We start from the raw sequence: 23,752 nt of genomic DNA on the forward strand, positions 1-23,752 counted from the left end.
GATTACGCGGCCCATGCGGTGCAAATGACGAATTCCTCCTCGCCGCCACCGCCCAAAACCTCCGCAAACTGGCCAAGATCCTTCCTGCACCGCAGCAAACGCGCAAAGCCTGATAGAAAAGGCGCTCACGCTCTGTTCAGAACCACACTTTCTGCAACAGCAACACGTTGCTTTTCCACAGAATCGGCGGGTTCCGGACATTCGCTTGTCCGCAGCGACGGACGACCTGGCGCGTGTGCTCTGCCAACCCGCTGCTGGCCTGTAATGTGAGAATGGATGCCCCCCGGCAGGAAACGGCCGGGGAGCTGTTTCGTTACCAGGGCTTTTCACCCTGGGTTGCCCAGACGTCTATGAAGTTATCCCGATTGGGCATCTCCACCGTCGGCAATGTTTCAGCCGTCATTGCAGTGTCCTCATCTATGAGGCCGTTTTGCGCGAGAATGAATGCAGCCAACGCATAGGCTTCGTCATCGGAGAGCGACTTGGGTGCATCCAGCGGCATTGCCCGCCGGATGTAGTCGAAGAGAGTCGTGGCGTAGGGCCAGTGCTTGCCCACGGATTTGGGCCAAATCTCGTTCGGCCAGACTGGCGGCATCACGGGACCTTCCGTGCCGGTCTCACCATGACAGCTGGTGCATTGCTGCGCATAGATCTCGGCACCTTCGGCTGCAGTGCCGCTGCCATCCGGCAGACCTCGCCCGTCAGGCATCACGTACGTTGCGTAGAACGGAATTTCGTCGGCTGACAACGGCTCTCCCAGATCGGGACCTTCGGCAAAGGCAGCGGTCCCGAAAACAGCGGAACATGCGATGATTGGAAGCTTACATGTAGACATTTTGAACCGCTCCTTCTGCCGTGATCTGCCATGGCTGGATCGCGTTGTAGTGGAGAAAGTTGGATGGATCGTACTTTGCCTTCCAGTCCGACCTCGCAGGCTGCACCGCTCCGGTTTCGTCCGTCGCGCGGCTCATCAGAACCAATGGCGAGCCGTCCCAGCGCCAAGGCAATCGGAACCGCGTAAGAGCACGCGGATTGATGGGGCCGTCCAGAGCAGCCTCTGCCCAACTCTGGCCGCCATCGGCCGAGACTTCGACGCGCTCGACGCGTCCGGCCCCAGACCATGCAAGACCGGATATCTCGTAAAAGCCCGGACCGTTCATTGTCATGGTTGCGGAGGGATGGGTGATGAAAGACTTTACGCCGAGTGCGAAAGTGAATTTCACCGATGAACCGTCGGCAAGGATTTCGGTGTACTCGCCAGACTCGTGCTTGGTGTGTGCGGGCGCATCGGTCACCCATAGGCTTGTCAGCCACTTAACGTTCATATTGCCTTCGAAGCCTGGCAGTAGCAGGCGCATGGGGTAGCCCTGTTCCGGCCGGATGCGTTCGCCGTTCTGGTACAGCGCCAGGATACCATCATTCATGATTTTCTCGATCGGGATCGAACGGGCAAGGGCCGGCCCGTCGCTTCCAGCGGCAACAACCCAGAGTCCTTCCGGTTTTACACCCGCCTCATCCATGAGGACCGACAGCGGCACGCCTGTCCATTCTGAGTTTGACAGCAGGCCATGTAACATGTCGCAACCTGCCTGCATGGGTTCCGGCATGATGGCGTTAAAGAGGCTGTTGCCTGCACACTCCAGAAAATGTGTCGCCGTGACCATGGGATAGCGTTCAAGCGACTCCAGATCGAACTTCAGTGGGCGTTCCACGAGACCATGAAGCATCAGCCTGTGGCGCGCCGGGTCCACATCCGGCCGTCCTCCGTGGTGGACTTCAAAGTGTAGACCACTCGGTGTAATCGTTCCCCGCAGGCGGTGATGGGGCGTACCCGAAAGGCTGAATGCGGCAGCGACTTCCTGCCAGGGTTCGATAATCGCCCTCTGCACATCTGTTTCGGATTCCGCCGGTAGTCCGTAGCCCCGAGCTCGTTCCCCGGAGACTGTAACCCAGTCAGGTATGTCGGCCTCGGCCAAGGCTCCTGTCGACGCCGTAAGACCAGCTGCAACGGCCCCTGTTCCTATCAAAGAACTTTTGAGAAGAAGACGCCTGCTGAGCAGACCGCCCCCTGCAACGACCTCATCACCTGATACATCACTTATGGATTTAGTCATCTTACTGGCTCCCGCAATGATTGCTCGCATCGGGCCCCGTCCGTGGCCTCTCCGACCACTTACGAGCATACTACCACAGATCGACCAAGTTTTGGAGTGCGCAGCTCAGGAACGCGAAAATCGAAAGTCTGATTTGTCCGCACAGCAGACCTTACCCCTCTCAACCATACCGTGCCACTGTCAACCCATCCATGGATATCTCGGGCGTATTGCCTGCCACCACATCGGCCACCGCCCGGCCCGATCCGCAGGCCATGGTCCAGCCCAACGTACCGTGACCCGTGTTCAGGAACAGGTTGTCGTATTGCGTGCCCCCCAAAATCGGCGTGCCATCGGGTGTCATCGGGCGCAGCCCGGTCCAGCCTTCGGCCTGACTCAGATCGCCGCCTTTGGGGAAAAGATCGTTGATGACATGTTTAACCGTATCGGTGGCGTGCGGACCTAAACGGTTGCTGTAACCGGCAATTTCAGCCGTACCCGCCACCCTGATCCGGTCGCCCAGCCGGGTGATTGCCACCTTGTGGGTCTCATCCATCAGCGTCGATTGCGGCGCCATCGCATCGTCGACCACCGGCAAGGTCACCGAATAGCCCTTGACCGGATAGACCGGCAGTTTCAACCCGATGGGTTTCAGCAAACCCGGCGCATAGCTGCCCAAGGCGCAGACATATTTATCGCCGGTGATCCGCCCCGCCAGTTCGGTATCCACCCCCGCCACGCGGCCATTTTCAATTGCAATGCCGCGGATCGATTGACCGTATTGAAACTGCACGCCCAGTTCCTCGGCTTTTTCAGCCAGGGCGATGGTGAACATCCGGCAATCGCCGGTGCGGTCTGCGGTCAGGCGCAAACCGCCGACGAATTTGTTGCGCACCTCGGCCAGTGCCGGTTCAACCGCGATACAGGCATCGCGGCCCAATTCCTCGAACGGGCTGTCGAACTCGGCCAGAATGTCCTGATCCGCACGCGAGCCTTTCATCTGCTTGGCGGTGCGAAACAGCTGCAACGTACCCTGTTCGCGCCCATCGTATTCAATGCCGGTTTCTTCGATCAGGTCGGGCATTACATCGCGGCTGTAATTCGACACGCGCACCATGCGCGACTTGTTGATGCGATACTTTTCCTCGTTGCAGTTTCCGATCATCTGCAATGACCATTTCCACATCGTCGGGCTGATCAGCGGCCAGATGAACAGCGGCCGGCGCTTCATGAACAACCATTTGATCGCCTTCAGCGGAATCCCCGGCGCCGCCCAGGGCGAGGTCATGCCATAGGACAGTTCCCCGGCATTGGCATAGCTGGTCTCAAGCCCCGGCCCCATCTGCCTGTCCAGAACCACAACCTCGGCCCCCTGTTTTGCCAGATACCAGGCGGTGGTGACACCAATCACGCCGGCCCCCATAACGACAACTTTCATCCGACGCTCCTTAAATGACCATTGCTGTTCCAGTTTGCGTTGTGGCAGTTGAAATCTCAATGGCGATAATGCGTCGCGTAACCAGCACACGCCGGAAATAGGCTGGTTCTGCGTTCTGAACCTGCAAGACTGCAAAACCGGTCAAATCCCCCCAAGTGCCGCTAAATAAACAGTCAATCAGGCAAGAACAGTCCCTTCCCAATCAGGCCCCCGGGCGATAATGTGCCGAAAACAATACGACCCGGACTATGGGACAGGGGAGCGGGACATGGCGCATATTATTGTCGTCGGCAATGAAAAAGGCGGGGCTGGCAAATCAACAGTCTCGATGCATCTGGCAACGGCTTTGGCGCGCATGGGTCACAAGGTCAGCGCGCTGGATCTGGACCTGCGGCAAAAAACATTTGGCCGCTATGCTCATAACCGCGCCAAATTCCTGGAGAAATCCGGGCTTAACCTGCCCGGCCCGCGCTACCGCGAATTGCCCGAGATTGACCAGTCCCGGCTGAAGCCCGGCGAAAACGTCTATGACCGCCGCCTTTCCGCTGCCGTGGCCGAACTTGAACCAAGCAGCGATTTCATCATCATCGACTGCCCCGGCTCTCATACCCGTCTCAGTCAGGTGGCGCATTCGCTGGCAGACACGCTTGTGACCCCCCTGAATGACAGCTTTGTCGATTTCGATCTGCTGGCCCATGTCGACAGCGACGGCAAGAAAATCCTCGGACCTTCGGTTTACTCCGAAATGGTCTGGAACGCCCGCCAGCTTCGGGCGCAGGCCGGTCTGAAACCGATCGACTGGATTGTGGTACGCAACCGTCTGGGCGCGCAGCAGATGGTCAACAAGGAAAAGATGGGCAAGGCGCTTGAAAACCTGGCCCGGCGGATCGGCTTCCGTATCGCCCCTGGCTTTAACGAGCGTGTCATCTTCCGCGAGTTGTTTCCCCGCGGCCTGACCTTGCTGGACCTCAAGGATATCGGCGTCAAAGGGCTCAACATCTCGAACGTCGCCGCCCGCCAGGAACTGCGCGATCTGGTCAGGTCCCTCAATCTACCCGGGGTCGAGGTCAACTTCTGAGGCCGGGAAATTTTCACAGGCTTCGCGGAAATCTGACATGAACCGTCGAAACTCTGCCGTTTCCTTACCACTTTCCCCTAAATTTCTTGACCTAAAATCACCGAATTACGGCAACAGCGGGCTTTTCAGACCCCCTTCAAAAAATCTGTTAGCCCCACTGGGAATAGTCGGGTACTGAATGCTGGCTGCAGACGGGTCAGGAACCAACGTCAAATGGCTGGGCACGCAACAGATCGACGCACGCCCGCCGCATCCCACCAAGATCAACCCGATCAGCATCACTGCCGGCGCGCCAGGCTACGGCACGACCACCTATCAGGTTGAAAAGGTGCCGATGGACAGGTTTATCTATTTCACATCGCAACCGGCGCCGAGGCGACAGCGACGATTGCGGAAATGGACCTCCCCCGGATCAGCACGGCACGCCTGGTACCCGAACATATCCGCACGGCACTACTCCCGGCTATCGCTGCAGAATAACGCCTTCTTAAGGCTTTAGGGTCGGCACTGCCCTGCGGCTCCGACCCAACAGCGCGATCAGGTTCGACACAAACAGCGCGCCGATCACCACAGCCCCCCCAACCAGCGCCCATGGCCCAGGATCTTCGCCCACCACGACCCAGACAAGGATCGGGGCCAACACGGATTCCAGCAGGATCAGCAATGACACCTCGGCCGAGCTGATATAGCGCGGGCCCAACGTCAGCAGGCAGGTTCCCGCAGCAATGAATGCCCCGTGCCCCAACACCAGTTGCCATTGGGTCTGAAATGTCTCAACCGGTGTCGCCCAGGGCAGCATCACCAGGGCCGCGCCAATATAGGCAACCGGTATGGCCGGGATCATCGACGTGTCCTTGACCTTGCGCACCGCCGTCAGCGCCGCCGCATACGAGGCCGACACACACAAGGCCCACAAATCCCCCTTCCAATGGGCGATTTCGGACGACCCTGACCCATAAGCAATAATCCCCAGCCCGATCATCACTCCCCCCATGGTCAGCACCATCCGCATCTGAATCGGCTCACCCAGAAAAATCCGGCTGAAAATCGACGCAAAGATCGGGATCGAGGCAAAGATGAACACCACATTGGCCACGCTTGTCTGGGTAACCGCCATCACAAAACCCGGCGTGGTCAGCCCGATCAGCAGCACATAGATCAGCCCCGGCTTGCCGGTCCGCAGCACGGCGCGAAACCCCGCCGCCCCCTGAACCGCCAAAAGTACGAGCAGGATAATCCCACCCGAAACCAGCCCTCGAAAGAACGCCACCGTCGGCGGTTCGGCCACGATCAGCCGCACAAACAGCGAATCCGGTACGATCAGCAACACCCCCATCGTGGTGATCAGCAATCCCTTGAGGTGCTCATTCATGGGGGAAATCAGCCGGTGGTTTCAGAATGATAATAAAGCCCGCCACCCTTACCCTCCCGACTGCCAGACCTTGATCGCCTCGACCGGTGACAGCAGCATGATCACATTCAGCGCCAGCCCATCGCGGATCAGGATCATTGTCAGCAATTCAAACCCGATCACAACCGCCACGCTGGCCCAGACCGGTAAAACCCGCGCCAGCCAGAACCCCACCAGCATCGCAGCCAAGTCCATCAGCGAATTCAGCACGGAATCGCCAAAATAATCGAGTGAGATCGTAACCGCCCGGTAGTGTTCGATCACCCTGTCGGTGTTTTCGGCGATTTCCCATGCGACCTCGACCAGCGTCGCAATCACCAGCCGCCAGCCGATCGGCACTCGCCGGGCCACCAGCCACAGCACCGCGTAAAACAGAAACCCGTGCAACAGGTGGCTGGGCGTATACCAGTCGAAAAACTGCTGCGATCCCTCTTCGGTGTTCACCGTGCCCCAAAGGTCGACATACCCACACTGACACCAGGGCACTCGGCCCATCCACAACAGGATCAGCGCCATGGCCAGCACAATTGCAGCGGTGATCAAAAAGGGAAGCTTCATATCGGTTCTCATGCGCGCCAACCAAGCATAGGGTCATGCCCATGTCCATCTCCCCCTCGCCAATTGCCCCGGCCCCGGGCTATGCTGCGACAAAACCGTGACAGGAACCAGCCATGCCCGCCCCACACAACCGTTTTAAATCCGCCCTGGCCGCAGGCACCATGCAATATGGCTGCTGGGCCGGGTTTGCCGACCCTTACGCCACCGAGGTACTGGCCACTGCCGGTTTCGACTGGCTGGTGATCGACGGCGAACATGCCCCCAATGATCTGCGCAGCATCATGGCCCAGCTTCAGGTGCTGGACGGCAAATACAGCGCGCCCGTCGTGCGCCTGCCAATGGGCGAGGCGTGGCTGATCAAACAAGTGCTGGACGCCGGCGCCCAAACCCTGCTCATCCCGATGGTCGAAAGCGCAGATCAGGCGCGCGATCTGGTGCGCGCCATGCGCTATCCGCCTGCAGGCATCCGGGGCTCGGGTGCGGCCCTCGCCCGCGCCTCACGGTTTTCGGATATCCCCGATTATATCGCAACTGCCAACGATCAGATGTGCCTGCTGGTGCAGGTCGAAACCGTTGCTGGCATCGAGGCGCTGGAAGACATCCTGTCGGTCGACGGTGTCGATGGCGTTTTCATCGGCCCCTCGGATCTGGCCGCTGATATGGGCCATATGGGGGACAGCGCACAGCCTCAGGTACAGTCAGTGATCCGCGACGCCCTTGCCCGCATCAAGGCCTCGGGCAAGGCCGCCGGCATCCTTGCCCTTGATCACGACACCGCCCTGACCTATCGCAACTGGGGTGCACAGTTTCTGGCCGTCGGGATCGACGTGGTGATGCTGGCCAAGACCGCACGTGAGACAATGGCCCGCTGGCGCAATGAGTGAGCATTGGCTTCTCGCCGATGTCGGCGGCACCAATACACGGGTTGGTCTTGCAACGCCGGATGGCCTGTTGCCGGATACGTTGCACAACTATTCCAACGCCGATTTCACCGGGCTGGCGCAGGTGCTTGCAACCTACCTTCGGCATCACAACGCCCGGCCCGGCGCCCTTTGCGCCGGGGTGGCAGGCCCGGTGCGCGGTAACACCGCTCAGCTGACCAATCTTGACTGGTTCATCGACAGCACCGAGTTGAGAAAAGCCACCGGCGTGGCCCGTGTGACGCTGATCAATGACCTTCAGGCGCAGGGCTATGCGCTGGATGATCTGCCGTCCGGTTCGATCACCGCGCTGATCCCCGGCCCGTCAGACCGCAACGCGCCCCGGCTTGTCATGGGGCTGGGCACCGGCTGCAATATCGCCGTGGTCCACCGCACCCCCACAGGCCTGTTTGCCCCACCATCCGAGTCCGGCCACACCACCCTGCCCCACATGGACGATCAGACCAACGCGCTTATCGCCCATTTGGCCCGGGCGCATCCCCACAAACCGGTCGAGGCCGCGCTCTCGGGGCCCGGCCTCAGCCGCATCCATGCTTTCCTCAGCGGCATAACCCTCACCCCGGCGCAGATCATTGCCGCACATGAAAGTAGCGATCCGGATGCCGGCCCTGCACTGCGTCTGTTCACCCGATTGCTGGGCACCGTTCTGGGCAATTTCGCCCTCAATCACCTGCCGATGGGCGGCATCTATCTGATCGGTGGCACGGCCCGGGCCGTGGCGCCGTTCCTGTCCGGTCTGGGCTTTGCAGACAGCTTCGCGGCCAAAGGCCCCTACCGTCACATCCTGCAGGAAATCCCCCTGTCCCTGATCACCGACGACCATGCCGCACTGCGCGGCTGCTTGCGGTGCCTGCTGCAATCTGACCTGACGATAGAGACCAAAGCCAACGGTGCTTAAGATGAAAATCTTGACCAGTAAGGCTATCTGACCGTGCGTCACGCTGTGGGCTTGGTTCCGCGCGGGGGCGCTGCCCGCCCCTGTCCACCAAAAGCTCAGAGCCGTTCGCTAGCACCCTACCCGATACTCATGGCCAAAACCCGGCTGATCTCTGTCAACGAGCGCCCCGATTGCGCGCGCCATACATTGAATGCCTCCTGTACAGCCCTCATAGCGGACTTCGAGCTTGGTGCCTTGTCCACTACGCCCTCGGCAATCAGCCGCGCGACAACATCCTTTGACAGAATATAACCATCGCGGCCCATAAAGCGCAGTGCATACGCCCCCGTAGTGCCCCCCAGACGCGAGCCGCGCGTCTTCAGCATGTCCAGCAGCGCCGCATACTCCTCGGATGGCCACCCGCCAATCACCTTGCCAACACCGCCCTCGTCGCGCAGCTCCAGCAGCAACGCCGCATTGTCCCGGACCGAGGCGATCTTGGCGCCATGCCGCACGATCCGCGTATCTGTCAGCAGGCTGTCGAACATCTCGTCATCCATCATTGCGCAACGCCCTATATCGAATCCGTGAAACGCCGCTTCAAACCCCGGCCACTTGTTTTCAATCACGCTCCAGTTCAACCCGGTGCGAAACACAAATTTCGACATTTCCGCCAGCCAGCGGTCTTCGGGGATCGCCGCCAGCTCTTCTTCTGTCTTCGGCTTGCTCAGCTGCGCCTCAAGCGCAGCCGCCCCGCCATGACGTCCGGCACTGATGTCGAAAATTTCCTGAAACGTCCGCATCCTTTCACCCTCCCGGCGTGGTTTCAACCTTTGGCAAACTAAATCATGTCGGAAGCCGCTTTTCCAGCGCGCGCCGCTCTGCCATAATACCCCAAACCAAAAATAAAAGAGCAGCGGTATGAACGATCTTCTCTCCGGCCAGCCGGGTCCGTCAGACTACGATGCCTCCTCGATCCAGGTGCTCGAGGATATGGAGCATGTGCGCCTGCGCCCGGGCATGTATATCGGCGGCACCGATGACCGCGCCTTTCACCACCTTGTCGCCGAGATCGTCGACAACTCGATGGACGAGGCCGTCGCCGGCCATGCCACCCGGATCGAGATTGAACTGCATGAAAATGGCCATGTCACCGTGCGCGACAACGGCCGTGGCATCCCGATTGATCCGCACCCCAAAATGCCTGAGAAATCCGCGCTCGAGGTGATCTTCTGCACACTCAACGCCGGTGGCAAATTCTCGGGCGACAGCTATGAGACTTCCGGCGGCCTGCATGGCGTCGGCTCGTCGGTGGTCAATGCGCTGTCAGATTACGTCCGCGTCGAAGTGGCCCGCAACAAAGAGGTTTACGCGATGGAATTCCAGCGCGGCATCCCGCAGGGCAAGCTGGAAAAGATCGGCGCCGCCCCCAACCGGCGCGGCACCACCGTAACCTTCCACCCCGATCCCGACATCTTTGGCAGCCTCAAATTCAAACCCGCGCGGCTGTATAAAATGGCCCGCTCCAAGGCCTATCTGTTCTCGGGCGTCGAAATCCGCTGGAAGTCCGCGATTGCCGACGGTGACACCCCAACCGAGGCCACGTTCCACTTCCCCGGCGGCCTGTCCGATTATCTGACCGAAACCCTGGGCTCCGCCAGCACCTATGCCGACAAACCCTTTGCCGGGCTGGTTGATTTCAAGGAAAAATTCGGCGTCCCCGGCAAGGTTGAATGGGCCATCAACTGGACGCCCAGCCGCGACGGTTTCATCCAGTCCTACTGTAACACCGTCCCCACGCCCGAAGGCGGCACGCACGAGGCCGGATTCTGGGCTGCGATCCTCAAGGGCATCCGTGCCTACGGCGAGCTGGTCAACAACCGCAAGGCCACCAACATCACCCGCGAGGATCTGATCGCCGGGGGCTGTGCGCTGGTCAGCTGTTTCATCCGCGAGCCTGAATTCGTCGGCCAGACCAAAGACCGCCTTGCCACCACCGAAGCGCAGAAACTTGTTGAAAACTCGGTCCGCGACCATTTCGACAACTGGCTGGCCGCCGATACCAAATCCGCGGGCGCCATCCTTGATTTCCTTGTGCTGCGCGCCGAGGAACGCCTGCGTCGCCGTCAGGAAAAGGAAACCCAGCGCAAATCCGCCACCAAAAAGCTGCGCCTGCCCGGCAAGCTGACCGATTGTTCGTCCAAAGACCGCGTCGGCACCGAGCTGTTTATCGTCGAGGGCGACAGCGCGGGCGGCTCGGGCAAGGGCGCGCGCGATCGCAAAACCCAGGCGCTGTTGCCGCTCAAGGGCAAGATCCTTAACGTGCTGGGCGCGGCCAGTTCGAAACTGGGCTCGAACGTCGAAATCTCGGACCTGTGTGAAAGCCTTGGCTGTGGCATGGGCACAAAGTTCAACATCGACGATCTGCGCTATGAAAAGATCATCATCATGACCGACGCCGATGTTGACGGCGCACATATTGCGTCCTTGCTGATGACCTTCTTCTTCACCCAGATGCGCCCGCTGATCGACGCAGGCCACCTGTACCTTGCCTGCCCGCCTTTGTACCGCCTCACGCAGGGCGCCAAACGCGTCTACGTGGCCGACGATGCCGAGAAAAACGCGTTGATGGAAAAGGGCCTTGGCGGCAAGGGCAAGATCGACGTGCAGCGCTTCAAAGGTCTGGGTGAGATGGACGCGAAGGACCTCAAAGAAACCACGATGGACCCGAAAACCCGCAAGCTGATCCGGGTGACGATAGACGAGGACGAACCCGGCGAAACCAGCGATCTGGTCGAACGTCTGATGGGCAAGAAACCCGAGTTGCGGTTCCAGTATATTCAGGAGAATGCGAGGTTCGTGGAGGAGTTGGATGTTTGAGTTGATGACTAGTCGACCAACGGCTTAATGTGCCAAAAACGCTGAAGATTTTCGCAGTCATACAAACCAGAGTCCCACACGCCATTCAACAAGATCGGTAGAATTGTCCATTTGTCAGAATACGAAGCGTCCAAATATAGAATATAGTCTGGATCCAAATTCAGGTTTGAAAATGCGCAATGCACTGCGCTAGCGACGAGCGCTTCGTTCGAAATCTGCAGATCTCGATCTTCCAGAATCAGTAAAGTTTTCGCCTTTCTCGCTTTCCAATTGTGTAATTTTTGGGCTTTGGAAGGTAGCTTGCTGGCAAATCTAGAAAGTCGTTGCTTTTCCAGTTCCAAATCACAATCGACGAGCAGCTTTACAAACGTCGATTTATTCCTAAAGCCGCGTTCAACTAAGAAGAACTGGACCGTTAGTTTTTCCAACCTGCGTTTCGCTGTTTTTTGCTGGCCACCAATTGCTTGTTGCCCGCGAAGCTCCTCCAAAACGCCTGGCATGAGATCCGAAAGATGCCTGGAAAGGCGCGAAACGGTAATTTCGTCTCCCCAACAGATCGGTAGGCAGATCGAAACATGTTCGTTGGCAGAAATACCTAGTTCTAACCGATCTAGCCTCTTTTCCACTTCGCCGGACAAGTTGGCATCCCGTTCGAAGCCGGAATACGGCCCGACCGATGTGAGCTCTATCGCGAACAATTCTTTGTCTGTCTTTACAGCCAAATCTATTCGAGAATTGTTCGCTTCGTTTGGATCATTGTCGGGACACCAAATCTTGAGCGGACTTAGCGAAAATCTTCGCGAAAATTCTTCAAAAAGATGACGGCATAGTTTTTCGTCTCGTTGGTTAGTCATGGTGTTTCGGTAGCACGTTCATGCAGGTCACATTAGCCCCCTAATATCTAGCATACCAAAAAAACCTAGGGCACCACCAGACCGCGGACGGAAGCGAAAGGGGCGTCCGGCCTGCCAAACCCCCTTCGCCCTCCCTTGCAATCGCGCCGCCCAACCCCCACATTAATAAGGCAGGTAACCCGCCAACGCGCGGCTGCCCGCTGCCTCAATGGCCGCATCGCCCTGACATGTCAGGCAACCCTGTCCCCCCAATGAGCATCGACCCGATGGGCAATCGCCGTTCGGGATTCCCTTTTGAGGAAATAAATGATGTCCAAGGAAAAAAACCGCGGTAATCGCGAAGTCAAGAAACCCAAAAAGGAAAAGCCCAAGGTTCTGGCCACGTCGAACAGCAATCTTGGCAAGGACGGCACGGTGATTGCTGGCAAACGGGTCAAATAAACCCAAGGCGGGTGCAAACCCACGGGGCGGACAGATTACACATCCTGCCCGGCGTGGGTTGCACCCCACCCGACGCATCCCCTCTTGCCCGCGTCACCAACGCCTGCCAGTCTCTCGCCATGCGCGTGCTCGTTTTTCTGTTCCTCATCCTCGCCGCCTGTGGCCGCCCCCTCACCCCGTCCGAGGCGGCGTTTGCAACGCATATCCACGGCGCCGAAATCGACACTTCCAGGGTTCGCCTGTTCAACGGCGCGCTGGTGGGCAACGTCACGCATAAGCGCCCCAAGCGCCCGCGTCTGGCCTGTCGCGAGCGGCTGTCACCCGAACCGCAAACCGAGCTCATCACCACTGCCCCCTCGGGTGTGGTCATTCACAACAAGGTGTTCTTTGCGCGCAGCTGGTATCAACCCGATTTCATGCGCGGCTATCCCGATCAGCTGAACCTGGGCAACGCGATGTTGCTCGCACATGAGATCACCCATGTCTGGCAATGGCAGAACCGCCGCGCCACCGGCTATTCCCCCCTGCGCGCCATCACCGAACATCAGGGCAGCGATGACCCCTATCTGTTCGATATTTCAACCGATGCCGATCTGATGGATTTTGGCTATGAGCAGCAGGCCAGCATTGTCGAGGAATATGTCTGCTGTGCCACGCTTGACCCGGATGCGCCGCGCACCCGGCGTTTGGCCGACATGTTGCGCGGCGCTTTTCCTCTTGGTGAGTTGCCGCACCCGCGCGACATCACCCTGCCGTGGGACGGGGCGCAGGCGGCGGGCATCTGCCGGATCTAGATACGGTTCAATCCCCGCCCTCAATGCCATCACCGCCCCGTCCACCTACTGGCGCACAGGCGGTGGTGCCAACGACCAACGCGCCAGCAAGCACAATCACTAAAATCCGAAATAGTGCCATCACAAAGACTCCTCTGCTCGGAATAAACTTATCACAAATCGCGTTCATCCCAAACGCACCCGTTTTCGGCTCCTGAAAAGGGTTGCCCGGCATTGCGTACGAAATCCACGTACAAAACGTACGGATCGTACGAAATCACCCGGCCTGAATGCTTTCCAGATAGGCCAGCAATGCGGCCAGCGGACGCGGTGTAGGGGTTAACACACCGTCACCGACATCCAGCGGCACGGTATCGCCTTCCAGCAGCAGCCCAAACTCGGGCATGTCCTTGCCGGGCAGGCCGGTGCGGTCGTACCCGTCAATCACAGACAGAACATAAGCCCTTGGGAAAACGCCGTTTTTCGTCAGTTTCGTCAGGTCCGCCGGGCGCGGCTTCATGCCTTTGGCCCAGGGTCCGTCGCCTTTTCCGGACGCTCCATGGCACTGCACGCAGTTTTCCGCAAACAATCCGCGGCCTTCATACGCCTCGGGCATCGAAACGTTTGCGCAAGCCACCAGAGCAGCCATAATTCCAAATGATATCAGATACTTCATTCCTGCCTCCATGCCTTATTCTGGCATAATCAAGGCCGCACAGCCTTGATCTGCCGCAAGCCATTCAGCAGCAAAAAGCGCCCTGCCGACCTGCCTGCGTTAACTATTCAGAAGTCTCAACCTACGTTTACCCTCTGCCTTGCAGATCCGGTCACCCTCTTCAATCGACATCCCCTCCGGCACGTCAACCGCCTCGTCCCAGATTACCTGGCTCTCGGTGTAAAGCTGGCAAGTCACCACGCCTTTTGCCGTCTGCAATTTTACCGGTTCTGTTTCATAACGCGTATGGTCCAGAGCACAGCCCGATAGAACAACAATGGCCAAACAGCCAAAAACAGCGGTAACTTTACCAGACTTCAACATAATCTGCGCTCCATTCTTTCCATTTCAGAGACACCTTCGAACACGATGGCCTCATTCCTGCTTCAGTGTCTTTTGCCAAGTTTATAGGAGCGGATAGGCCCACTGGACAACTCCTCATTTCCCAAGTCTGCCAGCGCACCATTTCTTTTCTTTAAACCGAGACCAGAATGCAACCCGGGCAAACATGGCCTGGTCCGTGTCAAATCAGCTTTCCGGCCAGTGCATCGTCGATCAACTGCACGGTTTCCTCCACACCGTAAAGCGCGATAAAACCACCAAACCGCGGGCCCTGGCTGGCGCCCAGCAACACTTCGTACAGCGCTTTGAACCAGTCGCGCAGGGGGTCGAAACGCTCGCGCCCGCAGGCAAAGACAAGGCCCTGCAGCTCTTCCGCATCCAGCCCGCCCTGCCAATCGGCCAATCGCGCCCGCAGGTCTTCCAGCGCTTCACGCTCCAGATCGGTGGGCAACCGGTAAACCTTGGCGGGCTTCACAAAGTCATTGTAATAGCGCACCGCATACCCTGCGGCTGCGTCCAGATCGGGGTGGGTTTCAGCGCTGGCTTCGGGTGCATAGCGCTGGATAAAGCCCCAGAGCTGATCCTTTTCTTCGGCATTGGCCACACCGGCCAGGTTAAGCAGCATCGAGAATGGCACCACCATACGGCTTTCCGGCACGTCGCCGCCATGTATATGCCAGACAGGGTTGTTGAGCTGTGCTTTCACATCCTGATCGGGGTAGGCGCGCAATTGCTGGTGATATTCATCAACCGCTTTCGGGATAACGTCGAAATGCATTCGTTTGGCTGTTTTCGGCTTTTGATACATGAAATACGATAGGCTTTCGGTGGCCGCATACGTCAGCCATTCGTCGATCGACACACCATTACCGGAGGTTTTCGAGATCTTCTGACCATTTTCATCCAGGAACAATTCGTAGGTGAAATGCTCGGGCGGGCGGACGCCAAGAATGCGGCAGATACCGTCATATATCGGCGTATTGGTGGAATGGTCTTTGCCGTACATCTCGAAATCCACGCCCAGAGCGGCCCAGCGGGCGCCGAAATCGGGCTTCCATTGCAGTTTCACATTGCCGCCTGTCACCGGCAGTGTCCATTCGCGGCCGTCTTCGTCGTCAAAGGTCACCGTACCATCGCGGGCGTTGACTTCTTTCATCGGCACGTAAAGAACACGGCCCGTTTCAGGATGCAGCGGCAGGAAGATCGAATAGGTCTGGCGCCGTTCCTCTCGCAGGCTTTTAAGCATGACCGCCATCAGCTTGTCATACTCATAGGCCGCCCGCAGCAAAACCTCGTCAAACTGGCCCGAACGGTAGAATTCGGTGGCCGAGATAAACTCGTATTCAAACCCAAACGTGTCCAGAAACCGGCGCAGCATGGCGTTGTTGTGATGACCAAAGCTTTCATGTGTGCCAAATGGATCCGGCACGCTGGTCAGCGGCTTTTGCAGATGCTCGTGCAGACGTTCGGCATTGGGCACATTCCCCGGCACCTTGCGCATCCCGTCCAGATCATCCGAGAAACAGATCAACCTGGTGGGGATATCGCTGATCACCTCAAACGCGCGCTTGATCATCGTGGTGCGCGACACCTCGCCGAATGTGCCGATATGGGGCAGACCAGACGGGCCATAACCGGTTTCAAACAGCACATACCCCTTTTCGGGCGGGGTCTTTTCATAGCGTTTAAGCAACCGGCGCGCTTCTTCAAAAGGCCAGGCTTTCGAGGTCATAGCGGCATCGCGCAGGTCGGTCATTGGGCAAACTCCAGATTTCCCGGCGCAAATATCGCATGCCGGGTCCGATGCTTCCTATTGCTAGGGGGGCGGACAGTCAATATTCTGCACTGCAACAGAACCCCGGAAGGATAATTGATGACAGACCAAATACCGCACCCCCTTACACCGCAGGACTGTCTTGTAGCGGTGATGATCGCGATCTCGGCCTCGGATGAAAACATCCGCACGGCTGAATTGGTCAAAATCGAAAGCGCGGTGAACAACCTGCCGGTTTTTGCAGATTATGATCTGGACCGGATGAACGTTATGGCGCAGACGGTTTTTGACCTGTTCAGCGTCGAAGAAGGGCTTGATGCACTGTTTGGGCTTGTACGCGACAATCTTCCCGAACGCCTGTTTGAAACCGCCTATGCGCTGGCATGCGATGTCGCCGCCGCCGATGGCGCGCTGGCAGAAAGCGAATTGCGATTACTGGAAGAAATCCGTTACGAGTTGAACATCGACCGTCTGCACGCCGCTGCAATCGAACGCGGATCGCGGGCACGACATATGACAGCCTGAGCCCTTCCCTTTGGCGGCAAAAATAGGCTTAATGACCCCGCACTAATGGGAGGGTTTCCAATGCGCTGCGTTTTCGTGAATATCCGCTGCAAGCCAGGTACATCCTACCGGGTGGCCGAAGAGATCGCCCTGCGCGAAATCCACTCCGAGCTTTACTCGACATCGGGCCCATTTGACCTGCTGCTCAAGCTATACATCCCAACGGATGAGGACGTGGGCAAATTTATCAACGAACGTCTGCTTGATATAGACGGGATTGAACGCACAGAAACAACGCTGACCTTCAAGGCGTTCTGAATAACCGGGAAAACCCGGGATTACTCAAGGGAGAGAACAATGAAACTGAAATCGCTAATCGCGGCGGCAAGCCTTGCCGCACTGGGCACTGCCGCCATGGCCGAAGGGCCGGTGAAGGTGGGAATGATTACCACGCTTTCGGGCGGCGGTGCGGGCCTTGGCATTGATGTGCGCGACGGATTCATGCTGGCCGCCAAAATGGCGGGCAATGACAACCTGTCGGTGGTGATCGAAGACGACCAGCGCAAGCCCGAGATCGCGGTGCAGCTGGCCGACAAGATGATCCAGTCTGACAAGGTCGACGTGCTGACCGGTATCATCTGGTCCAACCTGGCGATGGCGGTGGTGCCTGCAGCCACGGCGCAGGGAAAGTTTTACCTCTCGCCCAACGCAGGACCTTCGGCACTGGCCGGTAAAGGTTGTGACAAGAATTATTTCAACGTTGCCTGGCAGAACGACAACCTGCACGAGGCGGCTGGCGGTTATGCCAATTCTGCTGGTTTCAAGAACAGCTTTATACTGGCGCCCAACTACCCTGCGGGTCAGGACGCATTGACTGGCTACAAACGGCTTTACAAAGGTGGACTGGCCGGCGAGGTCTTTACCCAGCTTGGACAAAAGGATTACGCCAGCGAAATTGCCCAAATCCGCGCCTCCGGTGCTGACAGCGTGTTTTTCTTCCTGCCCGGTGGCATGGGGATCTCGTTTCTCAAGCAATACGCCGACAGCGGGCTTGATCTGCCGGTCGTGGGCCCCGCGTTTAGCTTTGATCAGGGAATTCTGCAGGCCGTGGGTGATGCGGCCATGGGTGTGAAAAACACCAGTCAATGGAACAAGGATATCGACAATGCCGCCAACGCGGCCTTTGTTACAGCGTTTCAGGCTGAATACGGTCGCCTGCCCTCGCTTTACGCCTCTCAAGGCTATGACACGGCCAATCTGCTGCTGAGCGCGATGGCCAAGGCCGATGTCGGTGATGCCGATGCCTTCCGCGCCGCATTGATGGCCGCAGATTTCGACAGTGTTCGCGGCGATTTCAAATTCTCCGCCAATCACCATCCTATTCAGGACATCTATGTGCGCGAAGTGATCAAAGAGGGTGATGTTTACACCAACAAGATCATCGGCACCGCCCTGGAAGACCACTCCAACGTCTATGTGGACGAATGCAAGATGTAAGACCGCAGGGCAGGCGCCCCGGTTGCGCCTGCCTCAGCCCAAAAGGCACCCTTCGTGACAACCATCCTATTCATTGAACAGGTCCTGAACGGGCTTCAGTTCGGGGTCATGCTGTTTCTCATGGCCGCCGGGCTGACGCTGGTTTTTGGGGTGATGGGCCTGATCAATCTGGCGCATGGCTCGCTCTATATGGTCGGCGCTTTTGCTGCAGCGGCCGTGGCAGGGGCAACCGGATCGTTCCTGTTGGCGTTGATTGCGGCACTGGCCGCCGCAGCGGCCGCGGGCGCCCTGGTGGAACTCCTGATTATCCGCAGGCTTTATGCACGCGATCATCTGGATCAGGTACTGGCCACCTTTGCGCTGATCCTTATCTTTTCCGAAGGCACAAGGTGGCTTTTTGGGTCTTTTCCGCTCTATCTGGACATTCCCGACTATCTTTCGGGGCCCGTCACCCTGCCCGGAGGCATTCACTATCCTCTTTATCGTCTGGCCCTCATCGCCGCGGGCCTTGCCGTTGCAGCGGGTCTGTTTCTGCTGATCTCGCGCACGCGGTTGGGGATCCAAATCCGCGCCGGAGAATCCGACCGTGAAATGATCGCCGCCCTTGGGGTGGATATTTCTAAGCTCTACACCATTGTATTTGCCCTTGGGGCAGCACTGGCCGGACTGGCAGGCGCATTGGTGGGGGCCATCCAGTCGGTTCAGGTGGGCATGGGAGAGCCGGTTCTGATCCTGGCGTTCGTTGTCATCGTGATCGGCGGCATCGGGTCTATCAAAGGTGCTTTGATCGGCGCGCTGATGGTCGGGCTGACCAGCACTTTGGGCAGTATCGCCATGCCCGCTCTTTTCCGGATGTTCATGGACAATTCCGCCGCCAGCGCCACCGGATCGGCGGTATCCTCCATGCTGATCTATATCCTGATGGCTGCGGTGCTGGTCTGGCGCCCCAAAGGCCTGTTTGGCGGTGCCGTATGAATCGCGAATTTTTGATCAACATGGTTCTGCTGCTGGGCCTGGCGGTTGTGCCACTTTGGGCCATGGCGGGTGATGCGCCCTTTACCATCACACTGGCCACCAAGGTGGCGATCCTTGCGCTGGCCGGTGTAGGGCTGAACATCGCCTTGGGAATCGGCGGGTTGATCAGCCTTGGCCATGCGGCTTTTTTTGGCATTGGCGGCTACGCGATGGGCATCCTTGCCAGCCACGCGCAAAGCTACACAGCGCTGATGGAATGGCCGATTTTGATCGAGGGCACAAAATTCATGCCGGTAATCTGGCTGGTTGCGGTTGCGGCCTCTGCCCTTGCAGCGCTGGTGATCGGCGCGCTGTCGCTGCGCACTTCGGGCGTCTATTTCATCATGATCACACTAGCCTTTGGGCAGATGTTCTATTTCTTCGCCATCAGCTGGCCTGCCTATGGCGGCGAAGACGGGCTGTCGATCTATGTTCGCAATGGCTTTCCGGGGCTGAACACGCTTGTTCCGATTCATTTCTTTGGCATCTGCTACAGCTTGCTGGTTCTGGCACTGTGGTTCAACGCCTGTCTGGCAAAATCACCCTTTGGTCTGGCGCTGAACGCAAGCCGGCAATGCCCTGAACGGGTTGAAACCGTGGGCCTCAGCCCGTTCCGCCTGCGCCTGACCGCCTTTGTCATTTCCGGGGCGATCACCGGACTTTCAGGAGCACTTTTTGCCGATCTCAACCGGTTTGTCAGTCCCACCATGTTCAGTTGGCAAACCAGTGGTGAGATCATGGTTTTTATCATTCTGGGGGGCGTCGGGCGCCTTTATGGCCCTGTCGCCGGAGCGGCGCTTTTCATCACACTCGAACATTTCCTTGGTGGATTGTCAGAGTATTGGCACATCTATCTTGGGGTGCTGTTGCTGCTTGTCGTGCTTTTCGCGCGCGGCGGCATCATCGGCATGCTTGCTGGCAGGCAGGTGGCCCATGACTAACCCCATTTTGGCCACCCACGGCATCACCAAAACATTCGGCGCGCTCAAGGCTTGCGACAAGGTCAGCATCGAACTGCGACCTGGCGAGATTCACGCGGTCATCGGCCCCAACGGCGCCGGGAAGTCCACTCTGATCAAACAGATCTGCGGCAACCTTACCCCCGACGCCGGGCGGATCGAACTTCTGGGCAGGGATGTCACCGGCCTTAGCACGCAGGCACGTGCTGGCGCAGGGCTGGCGCGCACATTTCAGGTCTCGGCACTGGCGATGGAAGACACTGCGCTGCAAAATGTCACTCTTGGCGCTTTGGGCGCCCGCGGCGGGGCCTTCAGCATGTTCCGTTCCGCGCTTAATAACAGCGCGTTGCGCAGCACAGCGATGGACGCACTGGGCCGCGTCGGGCTGGCTGATCAGGCGGCCACACGTACCGCCGAGCTGTCGCATGGCCAGCGGCGCCAACTTGAGATTGCCGTCGCCCTGACCCTGAAACCCAAAGCTTTTATCATGGATGAACCGATGGCTGGCATGGGGGCCGAAGGCTCAAAACGCATGACCGGTTTTTTGGACAGACTTCGAGAACAGGCGCCGATCCTGTTGGTCGAACATGACATGGATGCAGTCTTTGCCTTGGCCGACCGCCTGTCGGTTCTGGTCTACGGCAAGATCATCGCCACTGGCACGGTGGCCGAGATTCGCGCCAACGCCCAGGTACGCCATGCCTATCTGGGGGGAGACGCATGAGCCTTCTGTCTCTCTCAAATGTAACCGTCGCTTACGGGGCAAGCCAGGCCTTGTTCGACGTTTCACTATCGCTTGAGGCAGGTCAGGTCATGGCCCTGATGGGGCGTAACGGCATGGGCAAAACAACCACCGTCAGCGCAATCTGCCGGATGTTGCCGGTCACCGGCGGCACAATCACATTTGATGGCCAGGACCTGAGCTGCCTGCCGTCGCACAGGGTCGCACGCCTTGGCATTGGACTGGTGCCCGAAGGCCGGCGTTGTTTCCCAAATCTGACCGTGCACGAAAACCTGATCGCCGCCGCCCGGCCTGGCCCTTGGGATTTCACCCGCGTGACAGGGCTTTTTCCCCGGCTGGCCGAACGCCGCGATCAACTGGCTGCCACTCTGTCGGGCGGCGAACAGCAGATGCTGGCAATTGGCCGCGCCCTGATGACTAACCCCCGCCTTTTGATCCTTGATGAGGCGACAGAAGGGCTGGCACCTATCGTGCGACAGGAAATCTGGGCCGCCATCAGCACGTTGAAACGCGAAACCGGCATGGCCATTCTTCTTGTCGACAAATCTCTCACGGAACTGGGACAGGTTGCTGATACTGCCGTGATCCTTCAGCGTGGTGAAACCGTTTGGTGCGGCAAGTTTAACGACCTGACAGACAAGATTTCCAGCCGCTATATCGGCGTCTGAAGCTGCAGTGCGTGGCCTCAGTTCAATGCGGTCGCCACCCCGATGCCGCCTACTACAATCAGGCTCAGCGCCCAGACGACATCCAGATTGAACCACGTCTTTGACAGGAATTTCAGCCCGAGCCAGAAATACATGATCGCCGCCAGAATGCCCCCTGCCAAACTCATCGCCAGTGTATGCACGAAAGCTACAAAAAAAGCCGTACCAACATTTCCAGCCATCAAGGCGCCCGCCGCGCCATGCCCGGCGTCCACCTCGGAAGGGGCACAAATCCCTAAAAAAATCGGTACCAGCATCAGCCCTGCGCCATGCGCCATCGCGGCCAGAAAGGACCACAAGGCCAGCCGCGACGGTGGCACGCGGGCCAGAAACCTGGGATGCCTTCGGTTGATCAACAGATAGAGCCCAAGCACCACCACCAGCAGCCCTGCCCCGACCCGGATCGACGTTTGCCACTCGACCAATGCCGCCATCATCGAAAACGGCAGCAGGATCGCTGTCATCGCCAAAAAATGCCCTGCCGCCAAAGCGGCCAGCGCGCCCCACAGGGCCGATCGGCGCTTTTCCATCAGCGCCGCCGACACGGCCAGTGGCCAGCCCATTCCGGGATTCAGCCCGTGATAAACACCTGCGCCCACAACGGCCCACCACAAGGCCGTTGCAGTTGTTACGTCCTCCAAGGGTCAGACGTTGGGATAGCAGAAACTGTCGGTCGAACAGTCGCCGCCCTCTAGCCGGATCTGGTGCGAACGGTAACCTTTGGGGAATTCGACATAGAAATCCTTGTCCAGCGTCAGACCGCCGTTTTCACCCACATTGGCCATCACCATCTGCCCGCCTTCGTCATCTGGATAGAACTGATCGTCCCAGCTGGAATAAAGCGAGTTTGTCCAATAGACGCGTTTGCCATCGCGGCTGATTTCCACCATTTGCGGACCATAGGCAAAATCCTTGCCGTTTGGATGCTTGGTATCAGCTACGATCCCGCCCAGTTCAACCTTGCCGGCCAACTTAGGGTTCATCGGGTCGCTGACATCGTATTGATGCATCTCACCCGTGCCCCAGCAGGCCACATAAAGGTATTTGTCATCAAGACTGAGGTCGATGTCTGTCACCAGCGGTGGCACTGCCGAGAACCCCTTGAGCAACTCTGGCAGGTCGTCAGGATCAGCGGCCTGCGGCGGGATGGTGACAGTTTTCTTGGCGTCAAACGTGCCGTCCTCTTTGCGCCACCATGTCCAGATTGACCCTTCCAGATTGGTCGTATCCACGACCACACCGCAAAATCCGTATTCCTTAGCCGGGTCATGGGCGGGGCGGATTTCCAGTGCCATCTGATGGTTTTCACCAAAATCGATGGTCTGCACATTCTTACGCCCACGCAGATCCCAGAAATGAATCGAATGGCCGTATTTGTTACTCAGCAGATCCTCGGGCACGATGCCGTTTTCAAACTGTGGCGGCAGACCCCATTCGGAACTGACCATGTAGTTGCGCGGCAGGTTCCACCAGAAATCATACTGCTTGTCCTGCACGCCCCGGTCCATTTCATAGCGACCAAGGATATCAAACGTCTCGCAATCCATGATGAACATGCCCGGAGGGCCGTCAGTGCCATCGGGACCGCCACCACCAAGGGTGCTGACATAAATCCCTTCCGGCCCACAATGGATCGTGTGTGGTCGCGAATACCCGGTTTTGGCAAACACCTCTTCCGGTTCAATGATCTTGTGGATTTTCGCCTTCAGCGGCTCTTTCACGTCAATGATATAGATGCGCGAGGAACGAATGCCCGGAATGATCAGATAGCGCCGCTCAAGAAAGGCGTGACCGGTCAGCGGTGACAATGATGATGAGCAGGCATTCCAGCCGAAATGATGAAATTCGTCGCCCTTGTTGGGCATGAACAGGCTATGCACGATCTGGCCATAGGTTTTTGAAATCGGATCGACATCCACAACTGCCAACCCATCTGGTTGCGAACCATCGGGGCTTAGCATCAGTGTAAATGCCAGTTTTTCAGCCGGGGCTTCCATAGCCAGTTTGGCCGAGGCGTGGAATGTCGGATCTGGTTTGATGTTCATCGCGTCTCTCCCTTTGTTGAGTCAGCGCGCATACTTTTCCAGAACGGCGCGCCAATCTGCAATTCAGCTTAACGTGATTTTCCGGCTTTTGGAAAATATTCCCAAACCC

The 23,752-nt window shown here is 58.2% G+C and carries 26 protein-coding genes; 14 read left to right on the forward strand and 12 right to left on the reverse strand.

Translation table 11 applies throughout. The features are described 5' to 3' along the window. Positions 1-313: 313 nt before the first annotated feature. From PEL8287_RS18865 to PEL8287_RS18875, 3 genes are all read right to left on the reverse strand, one after another. Positions 314-835, reverse strand: coding sequence for a c-type cytochrome (locus PEL8287_RS18865; RefSeq protein WP_085894002.1), 522 nt, complete (start codon positions 833-835; stop codon positions 314-316). Beyond that, on the reverse strand, positions 822-2,114 hold the full coding sequence (soxC, locus tag PEL8287_RS18870; protein ID WP_085894029.1) for a sulfite dehydrogenase: 1,293 nt from the start codon (positions 2,112-2,114) through the stop codon (positions 822-824). Before soxC ends, PEL8287_RS18865 begins: the two co-directional genes overlap by 14 nt. Positions 2,115-2,274: 160 nt before the next feature. Continuing rightward, positions 2,275-3,531 (reverse strand): D-amino acid dehydrogenase, encoded by a 1,257-nt coding sequence (locus tag PEL8287_RS18875; protein WP_085894003.1) that lies wholly within the window; start codon positions 3,529-3,531, stop codon positions 2,275-2,277. Between the two features lie 268 nt (positions 3,532-3,799). Between PEL8287_RS18875 and PEL8287_RS18880 the strand changes: the two genes are divergently transcribed. Together PEL8287_RS18880 and PEL8287_RS18885 are read left to right on the forward strand one after the other, a co-directional pair. Continuing rightward, entirely contained in the window at positions 3,800-4,609 is an 810-nt protein-coding gene (locus PEL8287_RS18880; protein WP_085894004.1) for a division plane positioning ATPase MipZ, read from the forward strand. Between the two features lie 178 nt (positions 4,610-4,787). Next, the gene (locus PEL8287_RS18885; protein ID WP_085894005.1) at positions 4,788-5,108 is read left to right on the forward strand and encodes a hypothetical protein; all 321 of its coding nucleotides are present in this window, start codon (positions 4,788-4,790) and stop codon (positions 5,106-5,108) included. Here the strand turns inward: PEL8287_RS18885 and PEL8287_RS18890 are convergent. Both PEL8287_RS18890 and PEL8287_RS18895 read right to left on the reverse strand, forming a co-directional pair. Then, the gene (locus tag PEL8287_RS18890) at positions 5,097-5,981 is read right to left on the reverse strand and encodes a DMT family transporter (RefSeq protein ID WP_085894006.1); all 885 of its coding nucleotides are present in this window, start codon (positions 5,979-5,981) and stop codon (positions 5,097-5,099) included. The genes PEL8287_RS18885 and PEL8287_RS18890 overlap by 12 nt on opposite strands. Before the next feature lie 48 nt (positions 5,982-6,029). Next, positions 6,030-6,578, reverse strand: coding sequence for a DUF2585 domain-containing protein (locus tag PEL8287_RS18895; RefSeq protein WP_235862346.1), 549 nt, complete (start codon positions 6,576-6,578; stop codon positions 6,030-6,032). A 113-nt stretch (positions 6,579-6,691) separates the two neighbouring features. On the opposite strand from PEL8287_RS18895, the gene PEL8287_RS18900 reads away from it, so the two are divergent. Together PEL8287_RS18900 and PEL8287_RS18905 are read left to right on the forward strand one after the other, a co-directional pair. Next, entirely contained in the window at positions 6,692-7,462 is a 771-nt protein-coding gene (locus PEL8287_RS18900; protein ID WP_085894008.1) for an aldolase/citrate lyase family protein, read from the forward strand. Continuing rightward, positions 7,455-8,417 (forward strand): glucokinase, encoded by a 963-nt coding sequence (locus PEL8287_RS18905; protein WP_085894009.1) that lies wholly within the window; start codon positions 7,455-7,457, stop codon positions 8,415-8,417. Before PEL8287_RS18900 ends, PEL8287_RS18905 begins: the two co-directional genes overlap by 8 nt. A gap of 116 nt (positions 8,418-8,533) precedes the next feature. On the opposite strand, the gene PEL8287_RS18910 is transcribed toward PEL8287_RS18905, so the two are convergent. Continuing rightward, positions 8,534-9,199 carry a DNA-3-methyladenine glycosylase I gene (locus PEL8287_RS18910; RefSeq protein ID WP_085894010.1) on the reverse strand — a complete coding sequence of 222 codons (666 nt, stop codon included), beginning with the start codon at positions 9,197-9,199 and terminating at the stop codon, positions 8,534-8,536. A gap of 118 nt (positions 9,200-9,317) precedes the next feature. Here PEL8287_RS18910 and parE point away from each other — a divergent pair, with 118 nt between their 5' ends. Next, a complete protein-coding gene (parE, locus tag PEL8287_RS18915) occupies positions 9,318-11,276 on the forward strand; it encodes a DNA topoisomerase IV subunit B (protein ID WP_085894011.1) in 1,959 nt (652 codons plus the stop codon). An 8-nt stretch (positions 11,277-11,284) separates the two neighbouring features. Here the strand turns inward: parE and PEL8287_RS18920 are convergent, their stop codons facing one another. After that, a complete protein-coding gene (locus PEL8287_RS18920; RefSeq protein WP_139837870.1) occupies positions 11,285-12,130 on the reverse strand; it encodes a hypothetical protein in 846 nt (281 codons plus the stop codon). 309 nt (positions 12,131-12,439) lie between these two features. On the opposite strand from PEL8287_RS18920, the gene PEL8287_RS20490 reads away from it, so the two are divergent. Next, positions 12,440-12,571, forward strand: coding sequence for a hypothetical protein (locus PEL8287_RS20490; protein ID WP_268877842.1), 132 nt, complete (start codon positions 12,440-12,442; stop codon positions 12,569-12,571). Positions 12,572-12,582: 11 nt separating this feature from the next. Then, entirely contained in the window at positions 12,583-13,365 is a 783-nt protein-coding gene (locus PEL8287_RS18925) for a hypothetical protein (RefSeq protein WP_306372196.1), read from the forward strand. 256 nt (positions 13,366-13,621) lie between these two features. Here the strand turns inward: PEL8287_RS18925 and PEL8287_RS18930 are convergent, their stop codons facing one another. From PEL8287_RS18930 to PEL8287_RS18940, 3 genes are all read right to left on the reverse strand, one after another. Next, entirely contained in the window at positions 13,622-14,020 is a 399-nt protein-coding gene (locus PEL8287_RS18930; protein ID WP_085894014.1) for a c-type cytochrome, read from the reverse strand. Between the two features lie 99 nt (positions 14,021-14,119). Further along, on the reverse strand, positions 14,120-14,383 hold the full coding sequence (locus PEL8287_RS18935) for a hypothetical protein (RefSeq protein ID WP_085894015.1): 264 nt from the start codon (positions 14,381-14,383) through the stop codon (positions 14,120-14,122). Positions 14,384-14,582: 199 nt separating this feature from the next. Next, on the reverse strand, positions 14,583-16,157 hold the full coding sequence (locus PEL8287_RS18940) for a lysine--tRNA ligase (protein WP_085894016.1): 1,575 nt from the start codon (positions 16,155-16,157) through the stop codon (positions 14,583-14,585). 117 nt (positions 16,158-16,274) lie between these two features. Here PEL8287_RS18940 and PEL8287_RS18945 point away from each other — a divergent pair, with 117 nt between their 5' ends. The 7 genes from PEL8287_RS18945 to PEL8287_RS18975 are packed head-to-tail and all read left to right on the forward strand — an operon-like array spanning position 16,275 to position 21,559. Next, the gene (locus PEL8287_RS18945; protein ID WP_085894017.1) at positions 16,275-16,700 is read left to right on the forward strand and encodes a tellurite resistance TerB family protein; all 426 of its coding nucleotides are present in this window, start codon (positions 16,275-16,277) and stop codon (positions 16,698-16,700) included. Between the two features lie 60 nt (positions 16,701-16,760). Continuing rightward, positions 16,761-16,997, forward strand: a complete 237-nt coding sequence (locus PEL8287_RS18950) for an Lrp/AsnC ligand binding domain-containing protein (RefSeq protein WP_085894030.1) — start codon at positions 16,761-16,763, stop codon at positions 16,995-16,997. Positions 16,998-17,036: 39 nt separating this feature from the next. Beyond that, positions 17,037-18,176 carry an ABC transporter substrate-binding protein gene (locus PEL8287_RS18955; RefSeq protein WP_085894018.1) on the forward strand — a complete coding sequence of 380 codons (1,140 nt, stop codon included), beginning with the start codon at positions 17,037-17,039 and terminating at the stop codon, positions 18,174-18,176. 54 nt (positions 18,177-18,230) lie between these two features. Beyond that, positions 18,231-19,151 (forward strand): branched-chain amino acid ABC transporter permease, encoded by a 921-nt coding sequence (locus PEL8287_RS18960; RefSeq protein ID WP_085894019.1) that lies wholly within the window; start codon positions 18,231-18,233, stop codon positions 19,149-19,151. After that, positions 19,148-20,131: a branched-chain amino acid ABC transporter permease gene (locus tag PEL8287_RS18965; protein WP_085894020.1), complete on the forward strand. Its 984-nt coding sequence runs from the start codon at positions 19,148-19,150 to the stop codon at positions 20,129-20,131. The genes PEL8287_RS18960 and PEL8287_RS18965 overlap by 4 nt, the downstream gene beginning before the upstream one ends. Further along, positions 20,124-20,873 carry an ABC transporter ATP-binding protein gene (locus tag PEL8287_RS18970; RefSeq protein WP_085894021.1) on the forward strand — a complete coding sequence of 250 codons (750 nt, stop codon included), beginning with the start codon at positions 20,124-20,126 and terminating at the stop codon, positions 20,871-20,873. The genes PEL8287_RS18965 and PEL8287_RS18970 overlap by 8 nt, the downstream gene beginning before the upstream one ends. Continuing rightward, complete coding sequence (locus tag PEL8287_RS18975) at positions 20,870-21,559, forward strand: ABC transporter ATP-binding protein (RefSeq protein WP_085894022.1); 690 nt, start codon at positions 20,870-20,872, stop codon at positions 21,557-21,559. Before PEL8287_RS18970 ends, PEL8287_RS18975 begins: the two co-directional genes overlap by 4 nt. Before the next feature lie 17 nt (positions 21,560-21,576). Here PEL8287_RS18975 and PEL8287_RS18980 read toward each other — a convergent pair whose 3' ends face one another. Together PEL8287_RS18980 and PEL8287_RS18985 are read right to left on the reverse strand one after the other, a co-directional pair. Continuing rightward, positions 21,577-22,239, reverse strand: coding sequence for a hypothetical protein (locus PEL8287_RS18980; RefSeq protein WP_085894023.1), 663 nt, complete (start codon positions 22,237-22,239; stop codon positions 21,577-21,579). Positions 22,240-22,242: 3 nt separating this feature from the next. Continuing rightward, the gene (locus PEL8287_RS18985) at positions 22,243-23,643 is read right to left on the reverse strand and encodes a selenium-binding protein SBP56-related protein (RefSeq protein WP_085894024.1); all 1,401 of its coding nucleotides are present in this window, start codon (positions 23,641-23,643) and stop codon (positions 22,243-22,245) included. Positions 23,644-23,752: the final 109 nt, after the last annotated feature.

The organism is Roseovarius litorisediminis, assembly GCF_900172295.1.
Lineage (GTDB): Bacteria > Pseudomonadota > Alphaproteobacteria > Rhodobacterales > Rhodobacteraceae > Roseovarius > Roseovarius litorisediminis.

Excerpts from the sequence above, each read along its gene's own strand:
- PEL8287_RS18950 (WP_085894030.1), top strand. The coding sequence starts at position 16,761 with ATGCGCTGCGTTTTCGTGAATATCCGCTGCAAGCCAGGTACATCCTAC.
- PEL8287_RS18935 (WP_085894015.1), bottom strand. The coding sequence starts at position 14,383 with ATGTTGAAGTCTGGTAAAGTTACCGCTGTTTTTGGCTGTTTGGCCATT.
- PEL8287_RS18975 (WP_085894022.1), top strand. The coding sequence starts at position 20,870 with ATGAGCCTTCTGTCTCTCTCAAATGTAACCGTCGCTTACGGGGCAAGC.
- parE (WP_085894011.1), top strand. The coding sequence starts at position 9,318 with ATGAACGATCTTCTCTCCGGCCAGCCGGGTCCGTCAGACTACGATGCC.
- PEL8287_RS18955 (WP_085894018.1), top strand. The coding sequence starts at position 17,037 with ATGAAACTGAAATCGCTAATCGCGGCGGCAAGCCTTGCCGCACTGGGC.
- PEL8287_RS18910 (WP_085894010.1), bottom strand. The coding sequence starts at position 9,199 with ATGCGGACGTTTCAGGAAATTTTCGACATCAGTGCCGGACGTCATGGC.
- PEL8287_RS18920 (WP_139837870.1), bottom strand. The coding sequence starts at position 12,130 with ATGACTAACCAACGAGACGAAAAACTATGCCGTCATCTTTTTGAAGAA.
- PEL8287_RS18875 (WP_085894003.1), bottom strand. The coding sequence starts at position 3,531 with ATGAAAGTTGTCGTTATGGGGGCCGGCGTGATTGGTGTCACCACCGCC.
- PEL8287_RS18900 (WP_085894008.1), top strand. The coding sequence starts at position 6,692 with ATGCCCGCCCCACACAACCGTTTTAAATCCGCCCTGGCCGCAGGCACC.
- PEL8287_RS18985 (WP_085894024.1), bottom strand. The coding sequence starts at position 23,643 with ATGAACATCAAACCAGATCCGACATTCCACGCCTCGGCCAAACTGGCT.
- PEL8287_RS18865 (WP_085894002.1), bottom strand. The coding sequence starts at position 835 with ATGTCTACATGTAAGCTTCCAATCATCGCATGTTCCGCTGTTTTCGGG.
- PEL8287_RS20490 (WP_268877842.1), top strand. The coding sequence starts at position 12,440 with ATGTCCAAGGAAAAAAACCGCGGTAATCGCGAAGTCAAGAAACCCAAA.
- PEL8287_RS18965 (WP_085894020.1), top strand. The coding sequence starts at position 19,148 with ATGAATCGCGAATTTTTGATCAACATGGTTCTGCTGCTGGGCCTGGCG.
- PEL8287_RS18885 (WP_085894005.1), top strand. The coding sequence starts at position 4,788 with ATGCTGGCTGCAGACGGGTCAGGAACCAACGTCAAATGGCTGGGCACG.
- PEL8287_RS18880 (WP_085894004.1), top strand. The coding sequence starts at position 3,800 with ATGGCGCATATTATTGTCGTCGGCAATGAAAAAGGCGGGGCTGGCAAA.
- PEL8287_RS18905 (WP_085894009.1), top strand. The coding sequence starts at position 7,455 with ATGAGTGAGCATTGGCTTCTCGCCGATGTCGGCGGCACCAATACACGG.
- PEL8287_RS18890 (WP_085894006.1), bottom strand. The coding sequence starts at position 5,981 with ATGAATGAGCACCTCAAGGGATTGCTGATCACCACGATGGGGGTGTTG.
- soxC (WP_085894029.1), bottom strand. The coding sequence starts at position 2,114 with ATGACTAAATCCATAAGTGATGTATCAGGTGATGAGGTCGTTGCAGGG.
- PEL8287_RS18945 (WP_085894017.1), top strand. The coding sequence starts at position 16,275 with ATGACAGACCAAATACCGCACCCCCTTACACCGCAGGACTGTCTTGTA.
- PEL8287_RS18970 (WP_085894021.1), top strand. The coding sequence starts at position 20,124 with ATGACTAACCCCATTTTGGCCACCCACGGCATCACCAAAACATTCGGC.
- PEL8287_RS18940 (WP_085894016.1), bottom strand. The coding sequence starts at position 16,157 with ATGACCGACCTGCGCGATGCCGCTATGACCTCGAAAGCCTGGCCTTTT.
- PEL8287_RS18895 (WP_235862346.1), bottom strand. The coding sequence starts at position 6,578 with ATGAAGCTTCCCTTTTTGATCACCGCTGCAATTGTGCTGGCCATGGCG.
- PEL8287_RS18930 (WP_085894014.1), bottom strand. The coding sequence starts at position 14,020 with ATGAAGTATCTGATATCATTTGGAATTATGGCTGCTCTGGTGGCTTGC.